21 protein-coding genes are annotated in these 22,520 nt (G+C 71.2%); 9 read left to right on the forward strand and 12 right to left on the reverse strand.

Translation table 11 applies throughout. The features are described 5' to 3' along the window. Window positions 1-7: 7 nt before the first annotated feature. Window positions 8-721 (reverse strand): DUF4232 domain-containing protein, encoded by a 714-nt coding sequence (locus tag ACFC8N_RS44220; RefSeq protein ID WP_376295351.1) that lies wholly within the window; start codon window positions 719-721, stop codon window positions 8-10. Between the two features lie 191 nt (window positions 722-912). Here ACFC8N_RS44220 and ACFC8N_RS44225 point away from each other — a divergent pair, with 191 nt between their 5' ends. Further along, a complete protein-coding gene (locus ACFC8N_RS44225) occupies window positions 913-2,199 on the forward strand; it encodes a helix-turn-helix domain-containing protein (RefSeq protein ID WP_376295352.1) in 1,287 nt (428 codons plus the stop codon). Between the two features lie 27 nt (window positions 2,200-2,226). Here the strand turns inward: ACFC8N_RS44225 and ACFC8N_RS44230 are convergent, their stop codons facing one another. Further along, complete coding sequence (locus ACFC8N_RS44230; RefSeq protein WP_376295354.1) at window positions 2,227-3,078, reverse strand: DUF4253 domain-containing protein; 852 nt, start codon at window positions 3,076-3,078, stop codon at window positions 2,227-2,229. 118 nt (window positions 3,079-3,196) lie between these two features. Here ACFC8N_RS44230 and ACFC8N_RS44235 point away from each other — a divergent pair, with 118 nt between their 5' ends. Next, a complete protein-coding gene (locus ACFC8N_RS44235; RefSeq protein WP_356035944.1) occupies window positions 3,197-4,390 on the forward strand; it encodes a hypothetical protein in 1,194 nt (397 codons plus the stop codon). 52 nt (window positions 4,391-4,442) lie between these two features. Here ACFC8N_RS44235 and ACFC8N_RS44240 read toward each other — a convergent pair whose 3' ends face one another. Next, entirely contained in the window at window positions 4,443-4,829 is a 387-nt protein-coding gene (locus tag ACFC8N_RS44240; protein WP_356035947.1) for a VOC family protein, read from the reverse strand. Between the two features lie 72 nt (window positions 4,830-4,901). Between ACFC8N_RS44240 and ACFC8N_RS44245 the strand changes: the two genes are divergently transcribed. Beyond that, a complete protein-coding gene (locus ACFC8N_RS44245; RefSeq protein ID WP_376295356.1) occupies window positions 4,902-5,864 on the forward strand; it encodes a helix-turn-helix transcriptional regulator in 963 nt (320 codons plus the stop codon). 52 nt (window positions 5,865-5,916) lie between these two features. Here ACFC8N_RS44245 and argS read toward each other — a convergent pair whose 3' ends face one another. Continuing rightward, window positions 5,917-7,683 carry an arginine--tRNA ligase gene (gene argS / locus ACFC8N_RS44250; RefSeq protein ID WP_376295357.1) on the reverse strand — a complete coding sequence of 589 codons (1,767 nt, stop codon included), beginning with the start codon at window positions 7,681-7,683 and terminating at the stop codon, window positions 5,917-5,919. A gap of 150 nt (window positions 7,684-7,833) precedes the next feature. Here argS and lysS point away from each other — a divergent pair, with 150 nt between their 5' ends. Beyond that, window positions 7,834-9,576 (forward strand): lysine--tRNA ligase, encoded by a 1,743-nt coding sequence (gene lysS, locus ACFC8N_RS44255; RefSeq protein WP_376295359.1) that lies wholly within the window; start codon window positions 7,834-7,836, stop codon window positions 9,574-9,576. Window positions 9,577-9,706: 130 nt separating this feature from the next. On the opposite strand, the gene ACFC8N_RS44260 is transcribed toward lysS, so the two are convergent. The 3 genes from ACFC8N_RS44260 to ACFC8N_RS44270 all read right to left on the reverse strand — a co-directional run bounded on the left by ACFC8N_RS44260 (window position 9,707) and on the right by ACFC8N_RS44270 (window position 12,940). Continuing rightward, the gene (locus ACFC8N_RS44260) at window positions 9,707-10,984 is read right to left on the reverse strand and encodes a DUF2637 domain-containing protein (protein ID WP_376295361.1); all 1,278 of its coding nucleotides are present in this window, start codon (window positions 10,982-10,984) and stop codon (window positions 9,707-9,709) included. A 139-nt stretch (window positions 10,985-11,123) separates the two neighbouring features. Next, window positions 11,124-11,897: a DUF3558 family protein gene (locus tag ACFC8N_RS44265; protein WP_376295362.1), complete on the reverse strand. Its 774-nt coding sequence runs from the start codon at window positions 11,895-11,897 to the stop codon at window positions 11,124-11,126. 218 nt (window positions 11,898-12,115) lie between these two features. Beyond that, window positions 12,116-12,940 (reverse strand): DUF3558 domain-containing protein, encoded by an 825-nt coding sequence (locus ACFC8N_RS44270; RefSeq protein ID WP_376295364.1) that lies wholly within the window; start codon window positions 12,938-12,940, stop codon window positions 12,116-12,118. 226 nt (window positions 12,941-13,166) lie between these two features. Here ACFC8N_RS44270 and ACFC8N_RS44275 point away from each other — a divergent pair, with 226 nt between their 5' ends. Then, entirely contained in the window at window positions 13,167-14,360 is a 1,194-nt protein-coding gene (locus ACFC8N_RS44275) for an RtcB family protein (RefSeq protein WP_356035966.1), read from the forward strand. A 55-nt stretch (window positions 14,361-14,415) separates the two neighbouring features. On the opposite strand, the gene ACFC8N_RS44280 is transcribed toward ACFC8N_RS44275, so the two are convergent. From ACFC8N_RS44280 to ACFC8N_RS44290, 3 genes are all read right to left on the reverse strand, one after another. Next, window positions 14,416-14,604 (reverse strand): hypothetical protein, encoded by a 189-nt coding sequence (locus ACFC8N_RS44280; RefSeq protein WP_356035968.1) that lies wholly within the window; start codon window positions 14,602-14,604, stop codon window positions 14,416-14,418. Next, window positions 14,604-15,371 carry an SDR family NAD(P)-dependent oxidoreductase gene (locus ACFC8N_RS44285; RefSeq protein WP_356035970.1) on the reverse strand — a complete coding sequence of 256 codons (768 nt, stop codon included), beginning with the start codon at window positions 15,369-15,371 and terminating at the stop codon, window positions 14,604-14,606. The genes ACFC8N_RS44280 and ACFC8N_RS44285 overlap by 1 nt, the downstream gene beginning before the upstream one ends. Before the next feature lie 61 nt (window positions 15,372-15,432). Further along, window positions 15,433-15,771, reverse strand: a complete 339-nt coding sequence (locus ACFC8N_RS44290) for a YnfA family protein (protein WP_071375560.1) — start codon at window positions 15,769-15,771, stop codon at window positions 15,433-15,435. Window positions 15,772-15,887: 116 nt separating this feature from the next. Between ACFC8N_RS44290 and ACFC8N_RS44295 the strand changes: the two genes are divergently transcribed. The 4 genes from ACFC8N_RS44295 (at window position 15,888) to ACFC8N_RS44310 (ending at window position 19,928) form a co-directional block, all read left to right on the forward strand. Continuing rightward, complete coding sequence (locus tag ACFC8N_RS44295) at window positions 15,888-16,376, forward strand: hypothetical protein (RefSeq protein ID WP_356035984.1); 489 nt, start codon at window positions 15,888-15,890, stop codon at window positions 16,374-16,376. Between the two features lie 103 nt (window positions 16,377-16,479). Next, complete coding sequence (locus ACFC8N_RS44300; protein WP_376295366.1) at window positions 16,480-17,562, forward strand: LLM class flavin-dependent oxidoreductase; 1,083 nt, start codon at window positions 16,480-16,482, stop codon at window positions 17,560-17,562. Between the two features lie 200 nt (window positions 17,563-17,762). Beyond that, window positions 17,763-18,500, forward strand: a complete 738-nt coding sequence (locus ACFC8N_RS44305) for a response regulator transcription factor (protein WP_356035975.1) — start codon at window positions 17,763-17,765, stop codon at window positions 18,498-18,500. Next, window positions 18,501-19,928 carry a HAMP domain-containing sensor histidine kinase gene (locus tag ACFC8N_RS44310; protein ID WP_356035977.1) on the forward strand — a complete coding sequence of 476 codons (1,428 nt, stop codon included), beginning with the start codon at window positions 18,501-18,503 and terminating at the stop codon, window positions 19,926-19,928. Between the two features lie 70 nt (window positions 19,929-19,998). Here ACFC8N_RS44310 and ACFC8N_RS44315 read toward each other — a convergent pair whose 3' ends face one another. Both ACFC8N_RS44315 and ACFC8N_RS44320 read right to left on the reverse strand, forming a co-directional pair. Further along, window positions 19,999-21,825: a phosphatidylglycerol lysyltransferase domain-containing protein gene (locus ACFC8N_RS44315; protein WP_362823353.1), complete on the reverse strand. Its 1,827-nt coding sequence runs from the start codon at window positions 21,823-21,825 to the stop codon at window positions 19,999-20,001. A gap of 269 nt (window positions 21,826-22,094) precedes the next feature. Beyond that, window positions 22,095-22,370, reverse strand: coding sequence for a hypothetical protein (locus ACFC8N_RS44320; RefSeq protein WP_362823352.1), 276 nt, complete (start codon window positions 22,368-22,370; stop codon window positions 22,095-22,097). Window positions 22,371-22,520 lie beyond the last annotated feature (150 nt).

Here is a 22,520-nt window from a genome sequence, read left to right on the forward strand (position 1 = left end):
GCCGGGCTTACCAGGCGGCGATGTCGTCCAGGCTCTGCTGCCAGTACGTCACCGTCAGCGAGCTGTCGTAGTAGACGCCCTTCGCCGGCAGGGTCGGGGTCGCGGTGGCGCCGCCGTCGCTGTTCGGGGTCATGCCCTGGAACATCAGCGTCAGCTTGCGGGCGGTCGTCCCGCCCTCGCCGCTGCCGTCGGCGGCCGACAGCCGCATGCTCGCGTACCCCGACTCGCCCGGCTTCAGCGTCGTCACCGCCTGCGGCTGGGTGTCCTTGTCCGCCTGCGGCGCCCACTGCATCTCGTCGAAGCGCACGATCGGGTAGTACGTCAGCTCGCAGGTCCTGCGGCCCGTGTTCGTCACCGTGAGCAGCATGTGGTTCAGGGGGCGGCTCATCGGCCGGGCGGTGACGCGGGTGTTCGCGCCGTTGCACAGCACGGGCGAGGAGCCGGAGGTGCCGGAGGATCCGGACGCGGTTCCGGACGTGGTCCCGCTGCCGCCGTTCCTCGTGCCGCCCGCCTTGCCGGGCGGCGTGTGGGCGCGGGTCGCGGGCGTGCCGGCGGACGTCTTTCCCGGGGCCTTGTCGGCCGCCGTCGCCGTCGCAGCCGTCGGCGACACCGACCGCGAGGCGCCCTCGTCCTTCGTCCCCGTCCCGCCCGCACCGCACGCGCTGAGCGCGAGGGCGGTCACCGCGGTGCCAGCGGCGGCGAGCAGACGGATGTGGCGCATACGCATGGCAAGTCCTCTTTCGGGCTGGGCCTGTTGACGTGTTTGGATGAGTCACAGCCTGTGCGCGGTCCCGTCCCGGCGGCCACAGATCACGGCCGATCCGGGACGCTGGAACGCCGGCACAGGCATTGACCTGCGAAAACAGTCCCTGCCTGGAACGCCGGGATGGGACGAGGGGGGAGGGGGAGAGGGTGGCGGACGGCAGTACGGAGAGCGGTTTCGCGGAGCTCCTGCGGGAGTTGAAGAACCGCTCAGGCCACAGTTACGGAACGCTCGCCAAGCGGCTCCACATGAGTACGTCGACGCTCCACCGCTACTGCAACGGGGACGCCGTACCGGCCGACTACGCCCCCGTCGAGCGCCTCGCCCGCCTGTGCAAGGCGACGCCGCAGGAGCTGGTGGAGCTGCACCGCAGGTGGGTGCTGGCGGATGCGGGGCGGGGGCGGAGGGAACCGGCGCCGGCCCAGGAGACAGCGCCGGAGGCGGAGCCCGTGCAGGAGCTCCAGGAGCTGGTGCCGCCGGTGTCGGACGTCCCCGGGCCGGTGCCGGCCGATGGCCCCCGGCCCCGCCGCCGTACCCGGACCGTCCTCCTCGCCGCCGTCGCCGTCACGGCTCTGCTCGGTACGGCGGCGCTCGCCCTCACCCTGCCCTCCGGCGGGGCGGAGGCGGACGGCAGGGGTGCCGGGCCGGGGGCCGTGGCCGCCACGGGCTCCGACCCGGCACGGCAGCACACGCCGACGGCCGGTGCCCCGCACGCCACCGGCTCCTCCGGCGCGGCGCCCGCCTCCCCGTCCGGCACCTCGTCCGCCGGCGGTCCGAGCGCCTCGCACTCCGCCTCCGGCTCCTCCGGCGGGGCGGACAGCGCCGCCCCGCCCCTCGCGGTCACCACCCACCCCTACTCCTGGGAGAGCCCCTGCTCCCAGCACTATCTGATCGACCGGGCGCCGAGCGACGTCTCCCCGCCGCCGCTGGAGCAGGACGCGCCCGCCTGGGTGGCCGTGCACAGGGCGGTGTCGGCGGGGGAGCAGTTCGTCACGCTCACCGTGCAGGGCACCGGCGGGAACACCGTGGTCCTGGAGGGGCTGTCCGTGCGCATGGCGGGCCGGCGGGCGCCGCTCGCCTGGAACGACTACGCCATGGGCTATCCGGGCGTGGGCTGCGGCGGGGGCGTGCCGACGCGCGCCTTCACGGTCGCTCTCGACGCCCTGCGCCCCCAGGTCGTACCGGAGTCCGGGCACCAGGACTTCCCGTTCAAGGTGAGCCGGACGGACCCCGAGGTCCTCCACGTCACGGCCGACGCGTCGGCGTACGACGTCAGCTGGTACCTGGAGCTGGCATGGTCGAGCGGGGGCCGGCACGGCACGCTGCTGATCGGGGACGAGGGCCGGCCGTTCCGCACCAGCGGCGACAACGGGCGGCCCGCGTACGCCTTTCCGCTCGGCGGCGACGCCTGGAAACCGGCGGCGGGGACGAACTGACCCGCCCGCCCCCTCTGGACGCCGGGGTCAGTCCCAGGAGAAGGTCCAGGTGTGGCCGCCGACCAGGCCCTTGGCGTACTCCCGCAGGCCGCCCGGGCCGCCCTCGGCGAGGTCCGGGCAGAAGGCGAAGTGCTCGGCGGCGAGGATCTCCGCGTCGGCGACCGTGGCGGGCGGGGCCGCGACGGACACGACCAGGACGTCGAAGCCGAGCCCGACCACCCGTATTCCGAAGCGGTCCTCCCACGAGCGCAGGACCGCGCACGGCCGGGCCACGTCACCGTCGTGGTACTGCGGCCCGGTCCAGCCGATCGCCGCCGGTATGTCGGCGGAGCGGCGGGCCGGGACCAGGGCGAGATGTGCCTCCTCGAACCATTCGGGCGCCTTGTCCGTCAGCGAGTCCGCCACCTGGGCCGCGCGTGTGTCCGGGTCGGCGGTCGGGGTCGGCGCGGGCGCGAGCCCCGGCCAGTCGGACCCGAACGGCTCGGTCTGCCCGTCCGTGCCCTCCTCGGCCCAGCCCTCCTCCTCGGCCCAGCCCTCCTCCTCGGCCCAGTCCTCCCAGTACTCCGCGAGGACGTCCTCGGCGTCGTGGTCGCCCGGATACGAGGTCTCGCCGGGCAGCAGCCCCCAGTTCTGCGGGCCGCCCGCCTCGGAGCCGCCCAGGTCCACGAGCACGGGCAGCAGACCGACCCGGGCGCCGGGCGCGCCCAGGGCCTTCCAGGTGCCGGGCGCGGCCGGCTTCTCCGCCTGCCACAGCAGGGGTTCGTGCCAGGAGCCTTCGTCGGTCGCGTCGACCAGCCGGCCCGGAGGAAGCCGCAGTCCCAGCGAACGGCCGCTGGGGTCGAGGGCCAGCTGGGGCAGAGGGTTGGGAAGAGTCGCCATGAGGGTGACTGTAGGGTGCCCCACTGACAATCCTGTTGGCGGACCGACCCGATGAACCACCTGCTCCGGCAGCCCCTCTTAGCAGGTGGTGCGGTGACGGGAAGGACGGAAGCGGAACGTGCGGTTCGGGCATAACCCGGTGCGGTGGCACATCGTCCTGCTCACTTTGTGGACGATCGTCTGGTTCTTGGTGGCCGAACGCCACGCGCCCGTGTCCTGGCACTACCTCAGAACGGGCCAGCAACTGCTCTTCAACCAGAAGGCCGGCGGCGGGCTGGCCCTCTACGCCAACCACCCCGAACTCCAGATCGGCCCCGTCAGCTTCCTGGTCGCCGGGCTCTTCGCACCCTTCCCCCTCGCCGTCGGCGAGAAACTCGCCGACGCGTTCATGTCCGGCCTGGGCCTGTACATGCTGGTCCTGATCGGCCGGGCCGCCGCCGACTACAACCGGGGCACGGGCCTCAACCACAAACGCCTGCAGCAACGCGTCCTGATAGCCGGTGCCGCCTTCATCCCGATGTGGGTGGAGGTCTCGGTCCGCTTCGCCCATCTCGACGACGTCATGGCCCTGTTCTTCACGACGCTCGCGGTCCGCGCGCTGGTACGCGGAAACGCGACGGCGGTGGGCGTTTTCCTGGCCCTGGCGGTCGACTCGAAACCGTGGGCGGTGGGCTTCCTGCCGCTTCTGCTGGCCCTGCCCCGAGGGGTCCGCCTGCGCTCGGCCGCCTGGGCCTTCGGCCTGGTGGCGGTGGCCTGGCTGCCCTTCTACCTGAGCCACCTGAATACCTTCGCGGCGGCCCGCTTCACCATCCCCAACCAGCCGGCGTCCGCCCTGCGCTGGTTCGGCGTGAACGACCCCGCGACACCGCCGTGGGACCGCCCCGCCCAGATGGCCCTGGGCCTGGCCCTCGGCGCACTGGCCGTACGCCGAGGCCGCTGGCCGGCGGTCGTCTTCCTCGCCGCCGACGCCCGCATCATGCTGGACCCGAGCGTGTACACGTACTACAACGCCTCGGTCCTGCTGGGCACGCTCATCTGGGACTCGATCGGCCAGCGCCGCCTGGTCCCCTGGGTCAGCTGGATCGCCCTGATCGCGCTCTACGGCAGCGTCCTGGTGATCCCCTCGGACTCCACCCAGGGCCTCATCCGGCTGGCCTTCTGCATCGGCTCGGCGGCGTACGTCCTGCTGTGGCCGCAGCGCACGCCACGGGGGCGGCGGGGCGGCCGTCGGGCCCGCGACCCGGGGCCGGTCCCCGGCCAGGGCGGCGGGAACGAGATGCAGGGACGGCCGGTGGGAGGGGCCGTCCACTGACGGCGGGGCCCGGGCGGAACGCTCCGCCACGCGCCCCCGCCGTACGGTTCCGTCAGACGAGGGTCGTGATGCAGAACGGATGCCCCGCCGGGTCCAGCAGCACCCGCCACCGCTCCGGCTGCGGCTGGAACTCCGGCTTCGTGGCGCCCAGTTCGAGCACGTGCTTCTCGGCGAGGTCCAGATCGTCCACGCCCAGCTCGATGTGCGCCTGCTTCCCCTGCGCCGGGTCCGGCCAGGTCGGCGGGCGGTAGTCGGCGACGCGCGTGAAGCCGAGACCGGACGCGCCCTCCTTGCCGAGGAAGAAGAAGTCGTCGGTGGAGAACAGGGTCGGATAGCCGAGCAACTCACCGTAGAAGCGGGCGAGTTCGGCCGGGTCGGCGCAGTCGAAGGTGACGGCGGCGTAGCGGAACGCGGGTGCGGGAGTGGTGTCTGTGCTCATGGCGGAGACGGTAGGACATGACCAGGACAGTTCCGGTCCTGGTTGTGTACGACCGTGTGCGAGACTTCGACCGTGATCGCCGCGTCCGCCCGCCTGCTGCGGCTGCTGTCGCTCCTCTCCTCCCGCCCGTCCTGGACGTGCGCCGAACTGGCCGAGCGCATGGAGGTCACCGACCGCACGGTCCGCCGGGACGTGGCGCGGCTCCGGGAACTCGGCTACACGGTGGACTCCGAGGCCGGGCCCTGGGGCGGGTACCGCCTGCGCGCCGGGTCCCACGTGCCCCCGTTGATCCTCGACGACGAGGAGGCGCTGGCCGTGGCGGTGGGGCTGGGCGAGGCCGCGCTGGGCGGCGACCAGGCGGCCCTGTCCGCCATGCTGAAGCTGCGCCAGGTGCTGCCGCGCAGGGTCGCGGACCGCCTCGGCGACCTGGACGACGCCTTCGTACGCCTGCCGGGCACCGACGCGCCCCCGCTCCGCCCCGGCCTGCTGCTGGAGCTTGCGGCGGCGTGCCGGCGCGGCGAGCGCGCCCGGCTGTCGTACACGGACGGGGAGGGCCGGTCGACCGTCCGGGAGATCGATCCCTACCGCCTGGTCCACACCGGCCGGCTCTGGTATTTCGTCGCGCGGGACGTCGCCCGGGACCAGTGGCGCACCTTCCGCGCCGACCGGGTCGACCGCCTCCAGCCCACCGGCCGGCCGGCCGACCTCACCGACGCGCCCGACCCGGCCCGCCTGGTCTCCCGCAACATCGCCACCGGCCCCTACCCGCTGACGGCGACCATCCGCCTCCCGCTCCCGCTGCGCAAGGCGCTACGGCTCGTCCCCGCCACGATCGGCACCCACCACCCCGACGGCCCCGACGCGACGACCGTCGAGATCGGCGGCCCGGACCCGGACGGCCTCGCCCGCTATCTGCTGGGCCTGGGAACGCCGCTGCGGGTCCTCGCGCCGGAGTCGGTACGGGAGGCTCTGGCGCGGCGGGCACGGGAACTGGCCGAGGAGAACGCGCAGGCGGGGGACACGGCTTCCGGATAGCCGCTGTCACGGCTTTCCGACAGCCGCGTCCGATCACGCGTGCCCGTACGGGTCAGAGCTTCTCCGGCGTCCTGATGCCCAGCAGGGCCATTCCCCGGTGCAGGGTGCGGGCCGTCAGGTCGCAGAGGAAGAGGCGGTTCTCCGCCACGTCCTGCGGCGGCTGCGGCTTGATCACCGGGCACTTGTCGTAGAACGACGTGAACAGGGACGCCAGCTGGTAGAGGTACGCCGCCAGCTTGTGCGGGGCGTACTCCGCCGCCGCCTCGAAGACCGTGTCGCCGAACGCGTCCAGGTGCAGGCCCAACGCCCGCTCCGCCGCGTGCAGTTCCAGCTCCGCGTGGGCGGCGGGGCGTACCTCTCCCGCCTTGCGCAGGATCGACTGGATACGGGCGTACGCGTACTGGAGGTAGACGGAGGTGTCGCCGTTCAGGGAGACCATCTGGTCCAGGTCGAACTTGTAGTCCCGGCTCGGCGACGTCGACAGGTCCGCGTACTTCACGGCGCCGATGCCGACCTGGGCGGCCCGCTCCTGGATCTCGTCCTCGGTGAGGTCCTGAGCCTTCTCCCGCACCACCTCGGCGGCCCGCTGCACCGCCTCGTCGAGCAGGTCCTCCAGCCGTACGGTCTCGCCCTCACGCGTCTTGAACGGCTTGCCGTCCGCGCCCAGCACCGTGCCGTAGCCCATGTTGTGCGCGGTGACGTCGTCGTTCAGCCAGCCCTGGCGGCGGGCCGCCTCGAAGACCATGCGGAAGTGCAGCGACTGCCGCACGTCGACCACGTAGAGGAGGGTGCTCGCCCGCAGGTCGAAGACGCGGTTGCGGATCGCCGAGAGGTCGGAGGCCGCGTACCCGAAGCCGCCGTCCGCCTTCTGCACGATCAGCGGCACCGGCTGGTCGTCCTTGCCGCGGATGTCGTCGAAGAAGACGACGAGCGCGCCCTCCGAGCGGACCGCGACACCCGACTCCTCAAGGAGCCGCGCCGTCTCGGCCATCATGTCGTTGTACGCGGACTCGCCGACGATCTCCTCGTCACGGATCTCCATGTCCAGCTTCTCGAAGACCGAGTAGAAGTAGACCTTCGACTCGTCCACGAACTGCTGCCACAGCTCCAGCGTCTCCTTGTCGCCGGACTGCAGGGCGACGACCCGCCTGCGCGCCCGCTCCTTGAACTCCTCGTCCGCGTCGAAGACCGCGCGCGAGGCCTTGTACACCCGGTTCAGGTTCGACATGGCCTGCTCGCCGTCGACGTCGGCCGCGGGGGCCAGCTCGCCGGGGTTCTCGAACAGGTACTGGATGAGCATGCCGAACTGGGTGCCCCAGTCGCCGATGTGGTGCCGGCCGATCGTCTTCTCGCCGGTGAAGTCCAGCATGGCGCGCAGGGCGTCGCCGATCACCGCGGAGCGCAGATGGCCGACGTGCATCTCCTTCGCCACGTTCGGCTGCGCGTAGTCGATCACCGTCGTGCCCGGGTGCGCGGCGAGGGGCACGCCGAGGCGGCCCGTGTCGTCCGCGTACCGCGCGGCCAGGTTCGCGGTGATCGCGCGGTCCGCGATCGTGAGGTTCAGGAAGCCGGGGCCCGAGACCTCGACGTCCTTGATCAGCTCGTCGCCGGTCACCACCTGGGCGACGACCGTCGTCGCCAGCTCCCGCGGGTTCGCCTTCGCCTTCTTGGCCAGGGCCAGGATCCCGTTGGCCTGGAAGTCGGCCCGGTCGCTACGTCGCAGCAGCGGGTCCGCTCCGGCGGCCTCCGGCAGGGTGGCCGAGAGGGCGGACGCGAGGTGCTGCTGGACGGAATCGCTGAGGGACGTGACCGAGGCCATAGGAATGGGTGCCGTTCTCCTCGTGGGGATGGATACTCCCAGCCAGTATCCCACGGAGGGTAAAGGGGTTTTCGCGGGCGCGATCCGGTCTGTGAGAATGAGGTGTCACCCCGATCAGATGGAGTGCCTCCCCGTTCCAGAAAGAAGGACGTGCCGATCGTGGCTCAGAGCACCGAGACCGCCGACTGGGTCTCCCGTTTCGCGGATGACGTCATCGAGGAGTCGGAGCGCCGGGCCCCCGGCAAACCCGTGGTCGTCGCGTCCGGTCTCTCCCCCTCCGGCCCGATCCACCTGGGCAATCTCCGTGAGGTGATGACCCCGCACCTGGTCGCGGACGAGATCCGCCGCCGCGGGTACCAGGTCCGGCACCTGATCTCCTGGGACGACTTCGACCGCTACCGCAAGGTCCCGGCCGGCATCGCGGGCGTCGACGACTCCTGGGCCGAGCACATCGGCAAGCCGCTGACCTCGGTCCCGGCGCCCAAGGGCTCGTCGTACCCGAACTGGGCCGAGCACTTCAAGGCCGCGATGACCGCCTCGCTCGCCGAACTGGGCGTCGAGTTCGACGGCATCAGCCAGACCGCGCAGTACACCTCCGGTGTCTACCGCGAGCAGATCCTGCACGCCATGAAGCACCGCGCCGACATCGACGCGGTCCTCGCCCAGTACCGCACCAAGCCGAAGACCGGCAAGAAGCCCCAGCAGAAGGCCGTGGACGAGGCTGAGCTGGAGGCCGAGGAGGGCTCGGGCGCGGCGAGCGAGGACGACGGCTCGTCCGGCTCCGCCGGGTACTTCCCGTACAAGCCGTACTGCGGCAACTGCGAGAAGGACCTCACGACGGTCACGTCGTACGACGACGAGACCACCGAGCTGGCCTACACCTGCACCGCCTGCGGCTTCACCGAGACCGTCCGGCTGAGCGAGTTCAACCGCGGCAAGCTGGTCTGGAAGGTCGACTGGCCGATGCGCTGGGCGTACGAGGGCGTGATCTTCGAGCCGAGCGGTGTCGACCACTCGTCCCCGGGGTCGTCGTTCCAGGTCGGCGGCCAGATCGTCGGGATCTTCGGCGGCAAGCAGCCCATCGGCCCGATGTACGCGTTCGTCGGCATCAGCGGCATGGCGAAGATGTCGTCCTCGCGGGGCGGCGTGCCCACGCCCGCCGACGCGCTGAAGATCATGGAGCCGCAGATCCTGCGCTGGCTCTACGCCCGCCGCAGGCCCAACCAGTCCTTCAAGATCGCCTTCGACCAGGAGATCCAGCGGCTCTACGACGAGTGGGACAAGCTGGCCGGGAAGGTGGCGGACGGCTCCGCGCTGCCAGCCGACGTCGCCGCGTACACCCGGGCCGTCGGCACCGCAGCCGGTGAGCTGCCGAAGACCACGCGCCCGCTGCCGTACCGCACGCTCGCCTCCGTCGCCGACATCACCGCCGGACACGAGGACCAGGCCCTGCGCATCCTCTCCGAGCTGGACCCGGAGCAGCCGCTGGCCACCCTCGACGAGGCCCGGCCGCGCTACGACAAGGCCGAGTCCTGGATCAACACGCACGTCCCCGCCGACCAGCGCACCATCGTCCGGGACGAGCCCGACACCGAGCTGCTGAAGTCCCTCGACGAGGCCTCCCAGCAGTCCGTACGGCTGCTGCTCGACGGCCTCGTCGAGCACTGGTCCCTGGACGGGCTGACCCACCTCGTCTACGGCGTCCCGAAGGTGCAGGCCGGCTTCTCCGCCGACGCCACGCCGAAGGAACTGCCGCCGGAGATCAAGACCGCCCAGCGGACCTTCTTCGCCCTGCTCTACCACCTGCTCGTCGGCCGCGACACCGGCCCGCGCCTGCCCACGCTGCTGCTCGCGGTGGGACAGGAGCGGGTGCGGCGCCTGCTCGGCGCGTAGGAACCCGGCACGTAAGGCCGGATCAGTAAACAGGTAAGGAAAAGGGGCCCTCTTCCCGGAGGGCCCCTTTTCGATGCCGGGTTCCGACGCCGGTTTCGATGCCGGTTTTGATGCCGGGTTCCGATGCCGGTTAAGCGATGTGGTCCTCTTCCAGTTCCGCGGTGTGGCGGTTGGTGAAGCGATTGACCATCCGGTTGGCGTCGTTCGCCGCGAGCGTGATGCCGAACGTCGCCTCCACGTCGTCCTTGAACTGCGCGCCGGTCGGGTAACTGCCGTCTATGGACTTGCGGAAGACCAGGTAGAAGTCCTCCTCCGTCGGCTGCGGCTCCGGGGTGCCGCCGCCCTCGCCCAGCTCACGGGTGCGGCCGGGGCTCACCGGGATGGGGAAGCTGCCGGTCTCCTCCGGTGAGGGCTGCTGGAAGTCCTCCGGCTGCTGCTCCTCGTACCACTCGCCGTACTCCTCCTCCGGTACGTACTGCGGCTCCGGGGGCGGCGTGAAGGCGGGGTCGTAGCCGCCGTGGTACTCGGCCTGCTGCTGGGCCTGGAACCACGGGCTCTGGTCGTCCACGGGGGGTCCCTGGCGCTGGTCGCCCGCAGGCGCCGCCTGCTGCGGAACGGGCACGGCTCCGGCCACGGCCGGTGCGGCGTCGGTGGCGGCCGCGACCGGCCCGGCCGCCGGCAACTGCGGCTGCTGCGGCACCGGAGGCAGCAGCACCGGCTCGATACCCGCCGCCGCCAGGCCCGCCGGAGCCGTCTCCGTCAGCGGCACGCCGTACCGCGCCAGCCGCAGCGGCATCAGCGACTCCACCGGAGCCTTCCTGCGCCACCCGCGGCCGAAGCGGGAGTGGAGGCGGGCCTGGTAGACGAGACGCTCCTGCTCCAGCTTGATCACCTGGTCGTAGGAGCGCAGCTCCCACAGCTTCATACGGCGCCACAGGAGGAACGTCGGCACCGGCGAGAGCAGCCAGCGCGTGATGCGGACGCCCTCCATGTGCTTGTCGGCCGTGATGTCCGCGATCCGGCCGACCGCGTGCCGGGCCGCCTCGACGGCGACCACGAACAGGATCGGGATCACCGCGTGCATGCCCACGCCCAGCGGGTCCGGCCAGGCGGCCGCGCCGTTGAACGCGATCGTCGCCGCCGTCAGCAGCCACGCCGTCTGCCGCAGCAGCGGGAAGGGGATGCGTATCCAGGTCAGCAGCAGGTCCAGGGCCAGCAGGACACAGATACCCGCGTCGATGCCGACCGGGAACACGTAGGAGAAGTTCCCGAAGCCCTTCTTGATGGCCAGCTCACGGACCGCCGCGTACGAGCCGGCGAAACCGATGCCGGCGATGATCAGGGCGCCGGACACCACCACGCCGATGAGTATCCGGTGCAATCGAGTCAGCTGCGGTGGCGCGGCCACTCGTACTCCCCTCCCCTTGCCTGTTGTTGCGCGCAACAGGGTGGCACACGCGTACGGAGAACGTGGCACCGGTCGGGAGATCCGCCGCTCCCCGGCCGGCGGCCACAGGCCGGGGAAAACGGACGAAACGGGCCGGTGATCAGCCCTTCTTGTCCGCCGACTTGGACGGGGACGCGCTCGAAGAGGGCGACGCGGACGGCGAGGCCGAGGACGAGGACGACGAACCGGACGACGCGGAGCCGCCGTTGGCCTTCGTGACCGACGCGACCACCTCCTTGACCGCCTTCGTCGCCGACTGCGTCAGGTCGTCCGCGTTCGGGGTCTGGTCGCCCGCGAGACCGGCGCCGTTGTAGTCGAGCGTGATCACCACGTTCTCGACCCGGGCCACCACCGTCTGCTGCTTGAAGAGGCCTTCCTTCTTCTGCAGGTCGTAGCGCACCGCCGTCGCCTCCGAACCCGTGCCGGACAGCGGCACCTCCTTGGTGTTCTTCGCGCTGTCCACCGCCTCCGCGTCCTTCACCTGCTGCGCGAAGTACGTGTGCGCCTGCGCCTCACCGGTGCCGCGCGTCGTGTCCGAGTCGAAGCGCAGCAGCGACACGTTCAGCCAGCGGAACTGCGAGCCCTTCACACCGTTGTTGTCCAGGCTGCTCCACGAGCAGGACGAACGCGACGACGTGTCGTCCGAACCGCCCTTCTTGCCCGACGTGCCCTTCGGCACCAGATCCGACAGCGTGCCCTTCGACAACACGCCGCACGGGTCCGGAAGATTCTTGTACGCGGCCGCCTGCACCGTCGGGGACGCGCTCGCCGACGACGACGAACCCGACGCGCCCGCCGACTGCTTGGCGCTGCTGTCGCCGCCCTTGCTCTTCGCGTCGCCCGAGCCCGACGAACAGGCGGCGGTGATCAGCACCGCGGGAACGGCTGCCGCGCAGACAAGCGCACGGCTCAGGCGCTTGCCACGCCTCACTGTCTGGGCACGGTCGTCTCGCTGGGCTGCTCGCTGCATGGTTCCTTCACTACGCTCGGTGTTCGTGCGGGTTCCTGCGGGGCCACCGTACGCGGTGAAGGAGCCGTGCGGTTTCCGTTCACGTTCTTTGCGAGCGAGGGAACAACGGGCGTCCAGGGACGTCAGCCGCCCAGCGTGTCATCCAGCTTGGAGGCCAGATTACGGGCCCTGTCCTGCATTTCCTTGCTGTCCGGGACCGCCCCCGTCGCCATCGGCTGCTCCTCGTACACGAGCGTGACAAGGACGTTGGACGTGCGGAACACCACAGTCACCGTCCGCTGCTGAGCCGTCGAGCCGGACGACGCGAGCTGGTCGTCCAGATACGCCTCGTCACCGAGATCGGTCAGCACCCGCGGCTGGAGATCGGCCGGAGTGCCGGAGGGGGACGCCGAGCCGGACGGCGAACCCGAGGGGGAGCCGGAGGGGGTGCCGGAGGCAGAGCCGGACGGCGAGGGGGAGCCGGAGGGGGAAGCGCCGGCCGACGGGGACGTGCTCGGCGCCGGCAGGTCGGCGGCCGACTCCTTGTCCCCGAACAGCTTCTTCGCCTGGTCGTCGTCGCTGACCGCGTTGTCGTACGACACCACGCGCTCGAAGTCCACCGACAGCCGGTCGGTGGCGTCCTCGGAGTCCACCTTCCAGTGGCAGCCGACCTTGCGATCGGTGTCGTAGGTCAGCTCCGCGTCGCCCTGGTAGGCCTTGTCCCGCTGGTCGGGATCGGTGATCTGCCTGATGCCCGGCAGCAGCGTGTCGAGGCTGTCATGACCGACCGCGCCGCACGGCTCGGGCAGCGTGCGGTACTTGCCCGGCTGCGCCGCGACCGTCGTCGTGCCCGCGCCGCCGGGGTTCGCGTTGTCCGTCGTGCCGCTGCCGCCGGAACCGCTCGTGCAGCCGGCCAGCAGGGCCGCGAGGAGGGCGGCTGCGCCGGGTACGTACGCCTTCCGCTGCACGGTCGGGCTCCTCTCGGATGGGTGTGCGCTCGCTTGCTGCTCCAGTGTCCCCGCTGGTTAATCGCTTGCCGCAGCGGGGCGCCCCCTGGAGACAATGTGTATCGCACGCACTGCCGCGCCCGCCGGTCCCCTGTCCCATTTCAGCGACCATGGCGCCGCTTTTGCGCTTTATCGTTTTTGTCGCTTCTAAGTCTTTTGTTATCGCCAACGGGGGAATGAGGAACGTATGTCGTACGTGGAGATACCGGGCGCGAAGGTCCCGATCCGGATGTGGACGGACCCCGCGACGGTGGAGGACGTGGCCCTGCGCCAGCTCCAGAACGTGGCGACCCTGCCGTGGATCAAGGGCCTGGCCGTGATGCCTGACGTGCACTACGGCAAGGGCGCGACGGTCGGCTCGGTCATCGCGATGGGGGGAGCGGTGTGCCCGGCGGCGGTCGGGGTGGACATCGGCTGCGGGATGTCGGCGGTCAGGACCTCGCTGACCGCGAACGACCTGCCGGGCGACCTGTCGCGCCTGCGGTCGAAGATCGAGCAGGCGATCCCGGTGGGGCGGGGGATGCACGAGGATCCGGTGGCGCCGGGGGACTTCCACGGTCTGGCGACCGCCGGGTGGGATGACTTCTGGGGGCGGTTCGACCGGGTCGCCGATGCTGTGAAGTTCCGTCGGCAGCGGGCGACTTTGCAGATGGGGACGCTCGGCGCGGGCAACCACTATATCGAGCTTTTGTTCGATACCGAGGGAGTTGTGTGGCTCACGCTGCACTCCGGTTCCCGGAACATCGGCAAGGAACTCGCCGAGCACCACATCGGCGTGGCCCAGAAGCTCCCGCACAACCAGGGCCTGGTCGACCGGGACCTCGCGGTCTTCGTCTCGGACACCCCGCAGATGGCGGACTACCGCAACGACCTGTTCTGGGCGCAGGAGTACGCCAAGTACAACCGCACGCTGATGATGGCGCTCCTGAAGGACGTGATCCGCAAGGAGTTCAAGAAGGCCAGGCCGACCTTCGAGCCGGAGATCTCCTGCCACCACAACTACGTGGCGGAGGAGCGGTACGAGGGCATGGACCTGCTCGTCACCCGCAAGGGCGCGATCCGGGCCGGCTCCGGTGAGTTCGGGATCATTCCCGGCTCGATGGGCACCAGCTCGTACATCGTGAAGGGGCTCGGGAACGAGAAGGCCTTCAACTCGGCCTCCCACGGGGCGGGTCGGCGTATGAGCCGGAACGCGGCGAAGCGTCACTTCACGACCAGGGATCTGGAAGAGCAGACCCGGGGTGTGGAGTGCCGCAAGGACTCCGGGGTGGTGGACGAGATCCCGGGTGCCTACAAGAACATCGACCAGGTCATGCAGCAGCAGAGTGACCTGGTGGAAGTCGTGGCGAAGCTGAAGCAGTTCGTCTGCGTGAAGGGCTGACGCGAAAGGCCCCCGACCGGTGGCGGGGGCCTCGTCCGGTTGGTCACCGGTCGGGTCACTTCCCGTGCCGCACCGCGTAGATCATCACGAAGGCCACGATGTGGATGCCGAAGAGGAAGTAGCCGAGGAACCACCAGACCCGGCGTTCGTCCTTCTTCTCCTGGGCCAGGCGGCGTTGTTCCAGGGACTTCTCGAAGGAGTCGAGGGCGTCGGCGGGCTCGGGCGACTCGGCGTTGTCCGGCATCACAGCTCCCGGTGGACCTTCGTGTTGGAGGCCTGGGCGCGGGGGCGCACGACCAGGAGGTCGATGTTGACGTGGCTGGGGCGGGAGACCGCCCAGGTGATCGTGTCGGCGACGTCGTCGGCCGTGAGGGGTTCGGCGACGCCTTCGTAGACCTTGGCGGCCTTCGCCGTGTCTCCGCCGAAGCGGGTCAGGGCGAACTCGTCGGTCCTGACCATGCCGGGGGCGACCTCGATGACGCGGACCGGGCGGCCGACGATCTCCAGGCGGAGGGTCTCGGCGAGGACGTGCTCGCCGTGCTTGGCGGCGACATAGCCCCCGCCGCCCTCGTAGGTGCCGTGGCCGGCCGTGGAGGAGAGCACCACGATCGTGCCGTCGCCGCTCGCCTCCAGCTTCGGGAGCAGGGCCTGGGTGACGTGCAGGGTGCCGATGACGTTCGTCTCGTACATCGTGCGCCAGTGCTCCGGGTCGCCGGTGGCCACCGGGTCCGCGCCGAGGGCGCCGCCCGCGTTGTTGACCAGGACGGCGATCGAGGTGAAAGCGCTCGCGAACTCGTCCACGGCCGCGCGGTCGGTCACGTCCAGCGGGTACGCGGTCGCGGAGTGGCCGGCCTTCGTCAGCTCCTCGGCGAGTGCCTCGATGCGGTCCTTGCGGCGCGCGGTGAGGACGACGCGGTAGCCCGCCTCGGCCAGCTGCCGGGCCGTGGCGGCTCCGATGCCGCTGCTCGCACCGGTGACGACGGCGATGCGGGACGCGGGGGCCGGGGCCATGGGCTGCTCCTGTGCTCGTTCGGGGGTCGGGTGGCGGTGCTCCGTCCAGCGTAAGTGAGGGTCAGCCGCCGTTTCGTGGGGCCCACATGATCACGGCCATGCCGGCGAGGCAGATCAGGGCGCCCGTGAGGTCGTACCGGTCGGGGCGGTAGCCGTCGGCGACCATGCCCCACAGGATCGAGCCGGCCACGAAGATCCCGCCGTACGCGGCGAGGATGCGGCCGAAGTGGGCGTCGGGCTGGAAGGTGGCGACGAAGCCGTACGCGCCCAGGGAGAGGACTCCGCCGGCCATCCACAGCCAGCCGCGGTGTTCGCGTACGCCCTGCCAGATCAGCCAGGCGCCGCCGATCTCGAAGAGCGCGGCGACGACGAACAGGGCGGCGGAGCGGAGGATCGGCATGCCGCCCAGCTTGGCATCCGCTTGTCACCTGTTGGAGGGCGCCTGGGCGGCGGCTGCGGTGGCATACATCCCTACGACAGCCAGGGCGGCCGGAGTGCGAGGTGAGTGGCGTGCGGATGCGGGCTCGGGCAGTGGTGTCGGGGACGGTGTCGGGGGTCGTGTGTGCCGGGGTGGTGCTGGCGTGCGGGGGTGCCGTGGCCGCTCCCGGGCGGGAACCTGTTCCCGAGGCCGATCTGGCGTTCCACGGGGTCGCGCAGCTGGACGGGGGCGCGGTCGATCTGCGGCTGACCCCGTGGAACGGCGGCCCCGCCGCCGTGCCGGACGCGACCGTGCGGCTGCGCTGGTCGGTGCCGCTGGCCGCGGCGCAGCAGTTGCCGGCCCGGTGCGTGCGGGAGGACGAGCGCACGCTCCTGTGCGCGACGGGCGCGGTGGGTGTGGACGCGGCGGGGGAGCTGCTGCGGGTGCCGGTGCGGCTGGGCGAGCGGTCGTCGGAGGTCACGCTGGAGGTCGACACGGCGTGGGCGGGCGGCGCGGTGGACAGGGACCGGTCGAACGACCGGCTGAAGGTCCTCGTGCTGGACACCGGGGACGCGTACACCTTCTGAGGTCCGGCTCGGCGGGGGTGTCGCCGGGGGTGGAATACCCGAGGTTGGGTGACCGTTTGGACGGCTATAGTTTAACGGTCAACAATCTGGAGGGTGAGCGGCCATGCAGTTCGGGATATTCACGGTCGGCGATGTCACGCCGGACCCCACCACGGGGCGCACCCCGACCGAGGCCGAGCGGATCAAGGCCATGGTCGCCATCGCGCTGAAGGCCGAGGAGGTCGGCCTGGACGTCTTCGCGACCGGCGAGCACCACAACCCGCCGTTCGTGCCGTCGTCGCCGACCACCATGCTCGGCTACATCGCGGCGCGGACCGAGAACCTCGTCCTGTCCACGTCCACCACCCTGATCACCACCAACGACCCGGTGAAGATCGCGGAGGACTTCGCGATGCTCCAGCACCTGGCCGACGGGCGCGTCGACCTGATGACGGGCCGCGGCAACACCGGCCCGGTCTACCCCTGGTTCGGCCAGGACATCCGGCAGGGCATCGACCTCGCCATCGAGAACTACGCCCTGCTGCACCGCCTGTGGCGCGAGGACGTCGTGGACTGGGAGGGCAAATTCCGTACGCCGCTGCAGGGCTTCACCTCGACCCCGCGCCCGCTGGACGGCGTACCGCCGTTCGTCTGGCACGGCTCCATCCGCTCGCCGGAGATCGCCGAACTGGCCGCGTTCTACGGCGACGGCTTCTTCCACAACAACATCTTCTGGCCCGCCGACCACACCAAGCGCATGGTCGAGCTGTACCGGACCCGGTACGCCCACCACGGGCACGGCACGCCCGAGCAGGCGATCGTCGGGCTCGGCGGCCAGGTCTTCATGCGCAGGAACTCGCAGGACGCGGTGCGTGAGTTCCGGCCGTACTTCGACAACGCGCCGGTCTACGGCCACGGGCCCTCGCTGGAGGACTTCACCGACCAGACCCCGCTGACCGTGGGTTCGCCGCAGCAGGTGATCGAGAAGACGCTGGCGTTCCGTGAGTACGCCGGTGACTACCAGCGCCAGCTGTTCCTCATGGACCACGCGGGGCTGCCGCTGAAGACCGTGCTGGAGCAGATCGACATGCTCGGCGAGGAGGTCGTACCGGTGCTGCGCGAGGAGTTCGCCAAGGGGCGGCCGGCCGGGGTGCCGGAGGCGCCCACGCACCGGTCCCTGCGCGCCGCGGAGGCGGCGTTGCGGTGACCGTTCTTTCCGTTTTTTCGCCCGCTCGTCGACCCGGCTCGGCCGGTCGGGAGGCAGCCCTGGCGGGCGGGGCGGAGATGGTGAGAGGACGGAAAGGGGCGGGGCCGGGTTCCACTGTGACGGTGAGAGAGCGGTAAAAAGGGTGATCGTAGGTCCGCCCGTCCCGACCGAACCGCCGGAGGCCTTGGCAAACTGGGGGTGTGCCCCAGACTGTGCTGCTCGCCGAAGACGACCGTGCCATCCGCCATGCCCTGGAGCGTGCGCTGACGCTGGAAGGGTATGCGGTGACGGCGGTCGCCGACGGCGTGGAAGCCCTGGCCCAGGCCCACAAGACGCCGCCGGACGTCCTCGTGCTGGACGTGATGATGCCCGGCATCGACGGCCTCCAGGTCTGCCGTGTGCTGCGCGCCGAGGGCGACCGCACCCCGATCCTCATGCTCACCGCCCTCGTGGAGACCGCCGATCGCATCGCGGGCCTGGACGCCGGCGCCGACGACTACGTCGTCAAGCCCTTCGACGTGGAGGAGGTGTTCGCGCGGCTGCGTGCGCTGCTGCGCCGTACCCTCCCGGTGCCCGCCGGGGCGAACGGCAGCGGTGGCGGGACCGACTCCGTGCGGGCCGACGTCCAGATCTCGGACCGGCAGGTCGAGGCCGCCGGCATCCGTATGGACCTCCAGGCCCGCCGTGCCTGGCGCGGCAAGCGCGAGCTGGAGCTGACCCGCACCGAGTTCGAGCTGCTGGAGCTCCTCGTGCGCAACGCCGGCATCGTGCTCGACCACTCCACCATCTACGACCGGATCTGGGGCTACGACTTCGGTCCGGGCTCCAAGAACCTCGCCGTGTACGTCGGCTACCTGCGCCGCAAGCTCGACGAGCCCGGCGCGCCGCAGCTGATCCACACCGTGCGGGGCGTGGGTTACGTGCTGCGGGAGGACTGAGTGGGCCGTCTCAAGCGGCTCAGGCGGTCGCTGGCCGGGCGCCGGCCGGGGCTCGTCTCCCTGCGCACCACCTTCGTCGTCTCCTTCGCGGCCGTCACCGCGGCGGTCACGATCCTCGTCGGCATCCTGTCGTACAGCTCCGCCGCCCGGCTGGTCCGCGTCGACCAGCAGTCGGTGTTCTCGCAGGTCGTGCAGGACGTACGGGACGAGGTACGGCAGCACGAGATGGTGCCGGAGGACTTCTCCTCGTCCCGGCCGGGGCATGACCTGGTCCGGCCGGCGCGCACGGATGTCCAGGTGCTGGGCGCGCAGGGCCAGATAGTGGACCACGGCAGTCCGAGCCTGCCCGTCACCTCCCGGGACAAGGCGATGGCCCTCGCGCAGACCGCCGGGAAGGTGGTCCAGCACAAGGACGTGCCGGTGGACTCCGACCTGTACCGCATCGCCACCATCTCGCTCGGTGACGGCCGGGGCGCGGTGCAGATCGCCCAGGAGTTCAGCGACACCGAGGACCTGCTGCGCACCCTTCAGCGGCGCACGCTGATCCTGATGGCGGCGGTCGTGGTGGCCGCCGGTCTGTTCGGCTGGTGGCTGGCGCGCCGGATCACCCGGCGCCTGGTGATCCTCACCTCCGCCGCCGAGGACGTGGCCCGCACCCGCCGGCTGGGTATCGAGGTGCCGGTCACCGGGCTGGACGAGGTGGGCCGGCTGGGCCGTGCCTTCGACCGGATGCTGGGCCGGCTCGCGCAGTCCGAGGAGGACCAGCGCCGGCTGGTCCAGGACGCGGGGCACGAGCTGCGCACCCCGCTCACCTCGCTGCGGACGAACATCTCGCTGCTGCGCCGTATCGACGAACTCCCGCCCGAGACCCGTGAGGACCTGGTCGCCGACCTCGGCCAGGAGGCCCGCGAACTGACCGACCTGGTCAACGAGTTGGTCGACCTGGCCGCCGGGCAGTCCGACACCGAGCCGCCGCAGCGCGTCGACCTCGCCGACATCGCCGAGGAGGTGGTGGGGGTGGCCAAGCGCCGTACCGGGCGCGAGATCGTGCTCCGCACGAGCGGAGACACGACCACCGACGGCCGGCCGGGGATGCTGCAGCGGGCCATGTCCAACCTGGTGGAGAACGCGGCCAAGTTCGACCGGGACCGCACGTCGCCCATCGAGATCAACATCACCGGGCCGGCCCGCTCGGGGACGGTACGGGTGGAGGTGCTGGACCGGGGGCCTGGCATCGCCGAGGGCGACCTCATCCGCATCTTCGACCGCTTCTACCGGGCCGCCGACGCCCGCTCCCTGCCGGGCTCGGGCCTCGGGCTGTCCATCGTCCGCGAGGTGGCCATGGCGCACGGCGGGGCGCCGTTCGCCTTCCGGCGCGAGGGCGGCGGCTCGGTCATCGGGTTCACCGTGGGCGGCGGGATCGCGTGAACGGCTGAGGACCGGCGCAAGCGGCGGACCGTCGGCCGCTGCCGCCGGTCCGCCGCCGCCCGACCGCTCCTTACGACTTCCCGCCCATACCCGGCAGTTCGAGGAACCCCTCCGCCCGGGCCGAGGCCAGGCCGATGCGCGGGATGTCGCTGGACTTGGCGAACAGCAGGAACCGCGGTTCCCAGACCGGGCGGTACTTGGCGTTGGCCCGGTACAGGGACTCGATCTGCCACCAGCGGGAGAAGAAGGTGAGGACCGAGCGCCACAGGCGCAGGACCGGACCGGCACCGAGGCGGGCGCCGCGCTCGAAGACCGCGCGGAACATCGCGAAGTTCAGCGAGACGCGCTGGATCCCCAACTCCTTCGCCTGGACCAGGAGTTCCACGACCATGTACTCCATCAGGCCGTTCTCGCTGTCGCGGTCGCGGCGCATCAGGTCCAGGGACAGGCCGTGCTCGCCCCAGGGGACGAAGCTGAGCAGGGCGCGCGGTTCGTCGTTCGCGTCGCGGCACTCCAGCATCACGCAGCGGCCGTCCCCGGGGTCGCCGAGCCGGCCGAGGGCCATGGAGAAGCCGCGTTCGGTGGCGCCGTCGCGCCAGTCGTCGGCGTGCTGGACGAGCCGGTTCATCTCGTCTTCGGGGATGTCCTCGTGGCGGCGGACCCGGACCGTGTAGCCGGCCCGCTTGACCCGGTTGTGGGCCTGGCGGACGACACGCATGGCGCGGCCCTCCAGGGTGAAGTCCGCGATGTCCACGATCGCCTCGTCGCCGAGTTCGAGGGCGTCCAGGCCGTGGCGGGCGTAGATCGTGCCCGCCTCCTCGCTCGCGCCCATCACGGCCGGGGTCCACGCGTGCCGGCGGGCCTCCGACAGCCAGGCGTCGATGGCGCCGGGCCAGGCCTCGGGGTCGCCGATCGGGTCGCCGGAGGCGAGGGAGACGGCGCCGACGACGCGGTAGGTGACGGCCGCCTTCCCGGTGGGCGAGAAGATGGCGGCCTTGTCGCGGCGCAGCGCGAAGTAGCCGAGGGAGTCACGGGCGCCGTGCTTGTCGAGCAGCGCGCGCAGCTTCTCCTCGTCCTCGTCGGTGAGCAGCCGGCGCCCGCGCGGGGAGCGGAAGCAGGCGTACAGGACCAGGCAGAAGGCGGCGGCCAGCAGGACGTTGACGATGATGTCGACCCAGCGGGGCGCGTGCACGGAGTCGACCCGGTCGGCGAAGGGGCCGACGCTGACGCCGCGCAGCAGGGTGTAGGCCAGCTCCTCGTACAGGGGGCCACCGCCCGGCACCTTGTTGGTGGCGTGCACGAGCAGCGTGCCGAGACCGCCGGCCACCAGGATCCCGCCGACGCCCGCCGCCAGCGCGAGCTTCGGGTTGGAGGGGTCGCCGACGGCGTTGAACTCACGGCGGCCGATCAGCAGCGCGACCACGAAGAGGCCGGTGAGGGCGGTGGAGACCCAGTTGAAGACATGGCCGCTGAACGGGTGCTGGGTCAGCGCGAGGACGTACAGCACGAACAGGGGGCCGGCCATCAGCATGTTGACGACCCACGCGGCTCGCTTGCCGCGCCGCATCACCAGCGCCAGGAAGATCGCCGCCGCGGCCGCGGCCAGACCCGCGGTAGCCAGGTACGGCGTGAAGAACTGGCCGGCGTGGTGCGTGTGGGCGTGCACATGGCGGGCGGTGAAGATCTTGCCGTCGTTGTGTTCCTGCACCTCTTTGCGGAACGGCACCGACAGCACCGCGATGATGTTGAAGACGGCGATCAGTCGCAGGTACCAGACGGTGGCCGAGGCCGCCGCCGCGCGCAGCCGGGGGCTGGGCGCGGGCAACTGGAACTCGCGGCGGCTGCCGCGTTGGCCGGGGACCTGCGCGTCGATCACGGTCGACTGCTGTGCGGGCATGGTGACTGGTCACCTTGGGTGGGAGGGACGGGAAGACGCCGACCCTACAGTTCGTAGGGTAAGCGTGGGTGCGCATGGTGCGCGGCCCCGATGCGGCGGCACTCACCGGATTCACACGGAGCGGACGGCGATGGTCCGAGCGCCGGGGCTACCGGGAGCGTACCGGCATCCGCTCTTACCTGGATCTGCCTGTTCCCGCCTTCCTGGGAACTCCCTGTGCTCGCCTTACCCGGTCCTTTCTGTGTCCCGGCTGTGCGTCTTACCGGAAATCAACCGGATTTACCCGTGCCGCGCCGGGCCGCCGCCAGGTGCCAGGCCAGGTTGCCCACCGCCGCGCCGGCCGCCACCGCGGCGACGATCACCCCGCCGGTGGCGAGGCCGTCACTGAACAGGTGCGGGCGCCGGTCGAGGCTGTGCAGGCCGAAACCGCACAGCTCGTACACGCCCACGGCGGCGACGATCAGGCTGACGACCAGCAGGGTCACCGTGGGCGCGAGACTGCGCGCACACGCCTCCTCGCCGGTTTTCGTCTCGCTGTCCTGCATGGGTCCCCCGTTGAACAGACGTGTGGCCGCTGGCGGTTGGGAACCTACAATACGTAGGGTTTCCGGGTGGTCGCGCCGGGCCGGGGTGTCACCGGTGGGGGTGGTGGCCGTTCTCGTGATCGGTTCCGCGGAGAGGTCTCACGTGTGCGA

It is taken from the genome of Streptomyces sp. NPDC055966 (genome assembly GCF_042269865.1).
GTDB lineage: Bacteria > Actinomycetota > Actinomycetes > Streptomycetales > Streptomycetaceae > Streptomyces.

Excerpts from the sequence above, each read along its gene's own strand:
- ACFC8N_RS44295 (WP_356035984.1), top strand. The coding sequence starts at position 15,888 with ATGCGGGCTCGGGCAGTGGTGTCGGGGACGGTGTCGGGGGTCGTGTGT.
- ACFC8N_RS44290 (WP_071375560.1), bottom strand. The coding sequence starts at position 15,771 with ATGCCGATCCTCCGCTCCGCCGCCCTGTTCGTCGTCGCCGCGCTCTTC.
- ACFC8N_RS44230 (WP_376295354.1), bottom strand. The coding sequence starts at position 3,078 with ATGGCGACTCTTCCCAACCCTCTGCCCCAGCTGGCCCTCGACCCCAGC.
- ACFC8N_RS44280 (WP_356035968.1), bottom strand. The coding sequence starts at position 14,604 with ATGCCGGACAACGCCGAGTCGCCCGAGCCCGCCGACGCCCTCGACTCC.
- ACFC8N_RS44275 (WP_356035966.1), top strand. The coding sequence starts at position 13,167 with ATGTCGTACGTGGAGATACCGGGCGCGAAGGTCCCGATCCGGATGTGG.
- ACFC8N_RS44240 (WP_356035947.1), bottom strand. The coding sequence starts at position 4,829 with ATGAGCACAGACACCACTCCCGCACCCGCGTTCCGCTACGCCGCCGTC.
- ACFC8N_RS44285 (WP_356035970.1), bottom strand. The coding sequence starts at position 15,371 with ATGGCCCCGGCCCCCGCGTCCCGCATCGCCGTCGTCACCGGTGCGAGC.
- ACFC8N_RS44300 (WP_376295366.1), top strand. The coding sequence starts at position 16,480 with ATGCAGTTCGGGATATTCACGGTCGGCGATGTCACGCCGGACCCCACC.
- ACFC8N_RS44315 (WP_362823353.1), bottom strand. The coding sequence starts at position 21,825 with ATGCCCGCACAGCAGTCGACCGTGATCGACGCGCAGGTCCCCGGCCAA.
- ACFC8N_RS44320 (WP_362823352.1), bottom strand. The coding sequence starts at position 22,370 with ATGCAGGACAGCGAGACGAAAACCGGCGAGGAGGCGTGTGCGCGCAGT.
- ACFC8N_RS44220 (WP_376295351.1), bottom strand. The coding sequence starts at position 721 with ATGCGCCACATCCGTCTGCTCGCCGCCGCTGGCACCGCGGTGACCGCC.
- argS (WP_376295357.1), bottom strand. The coding sequence starts at position 7,683 with ATGGCCTCGGTCACGTCCCTCAGCGATTCCGTCCAGCAGCACCTCGCG.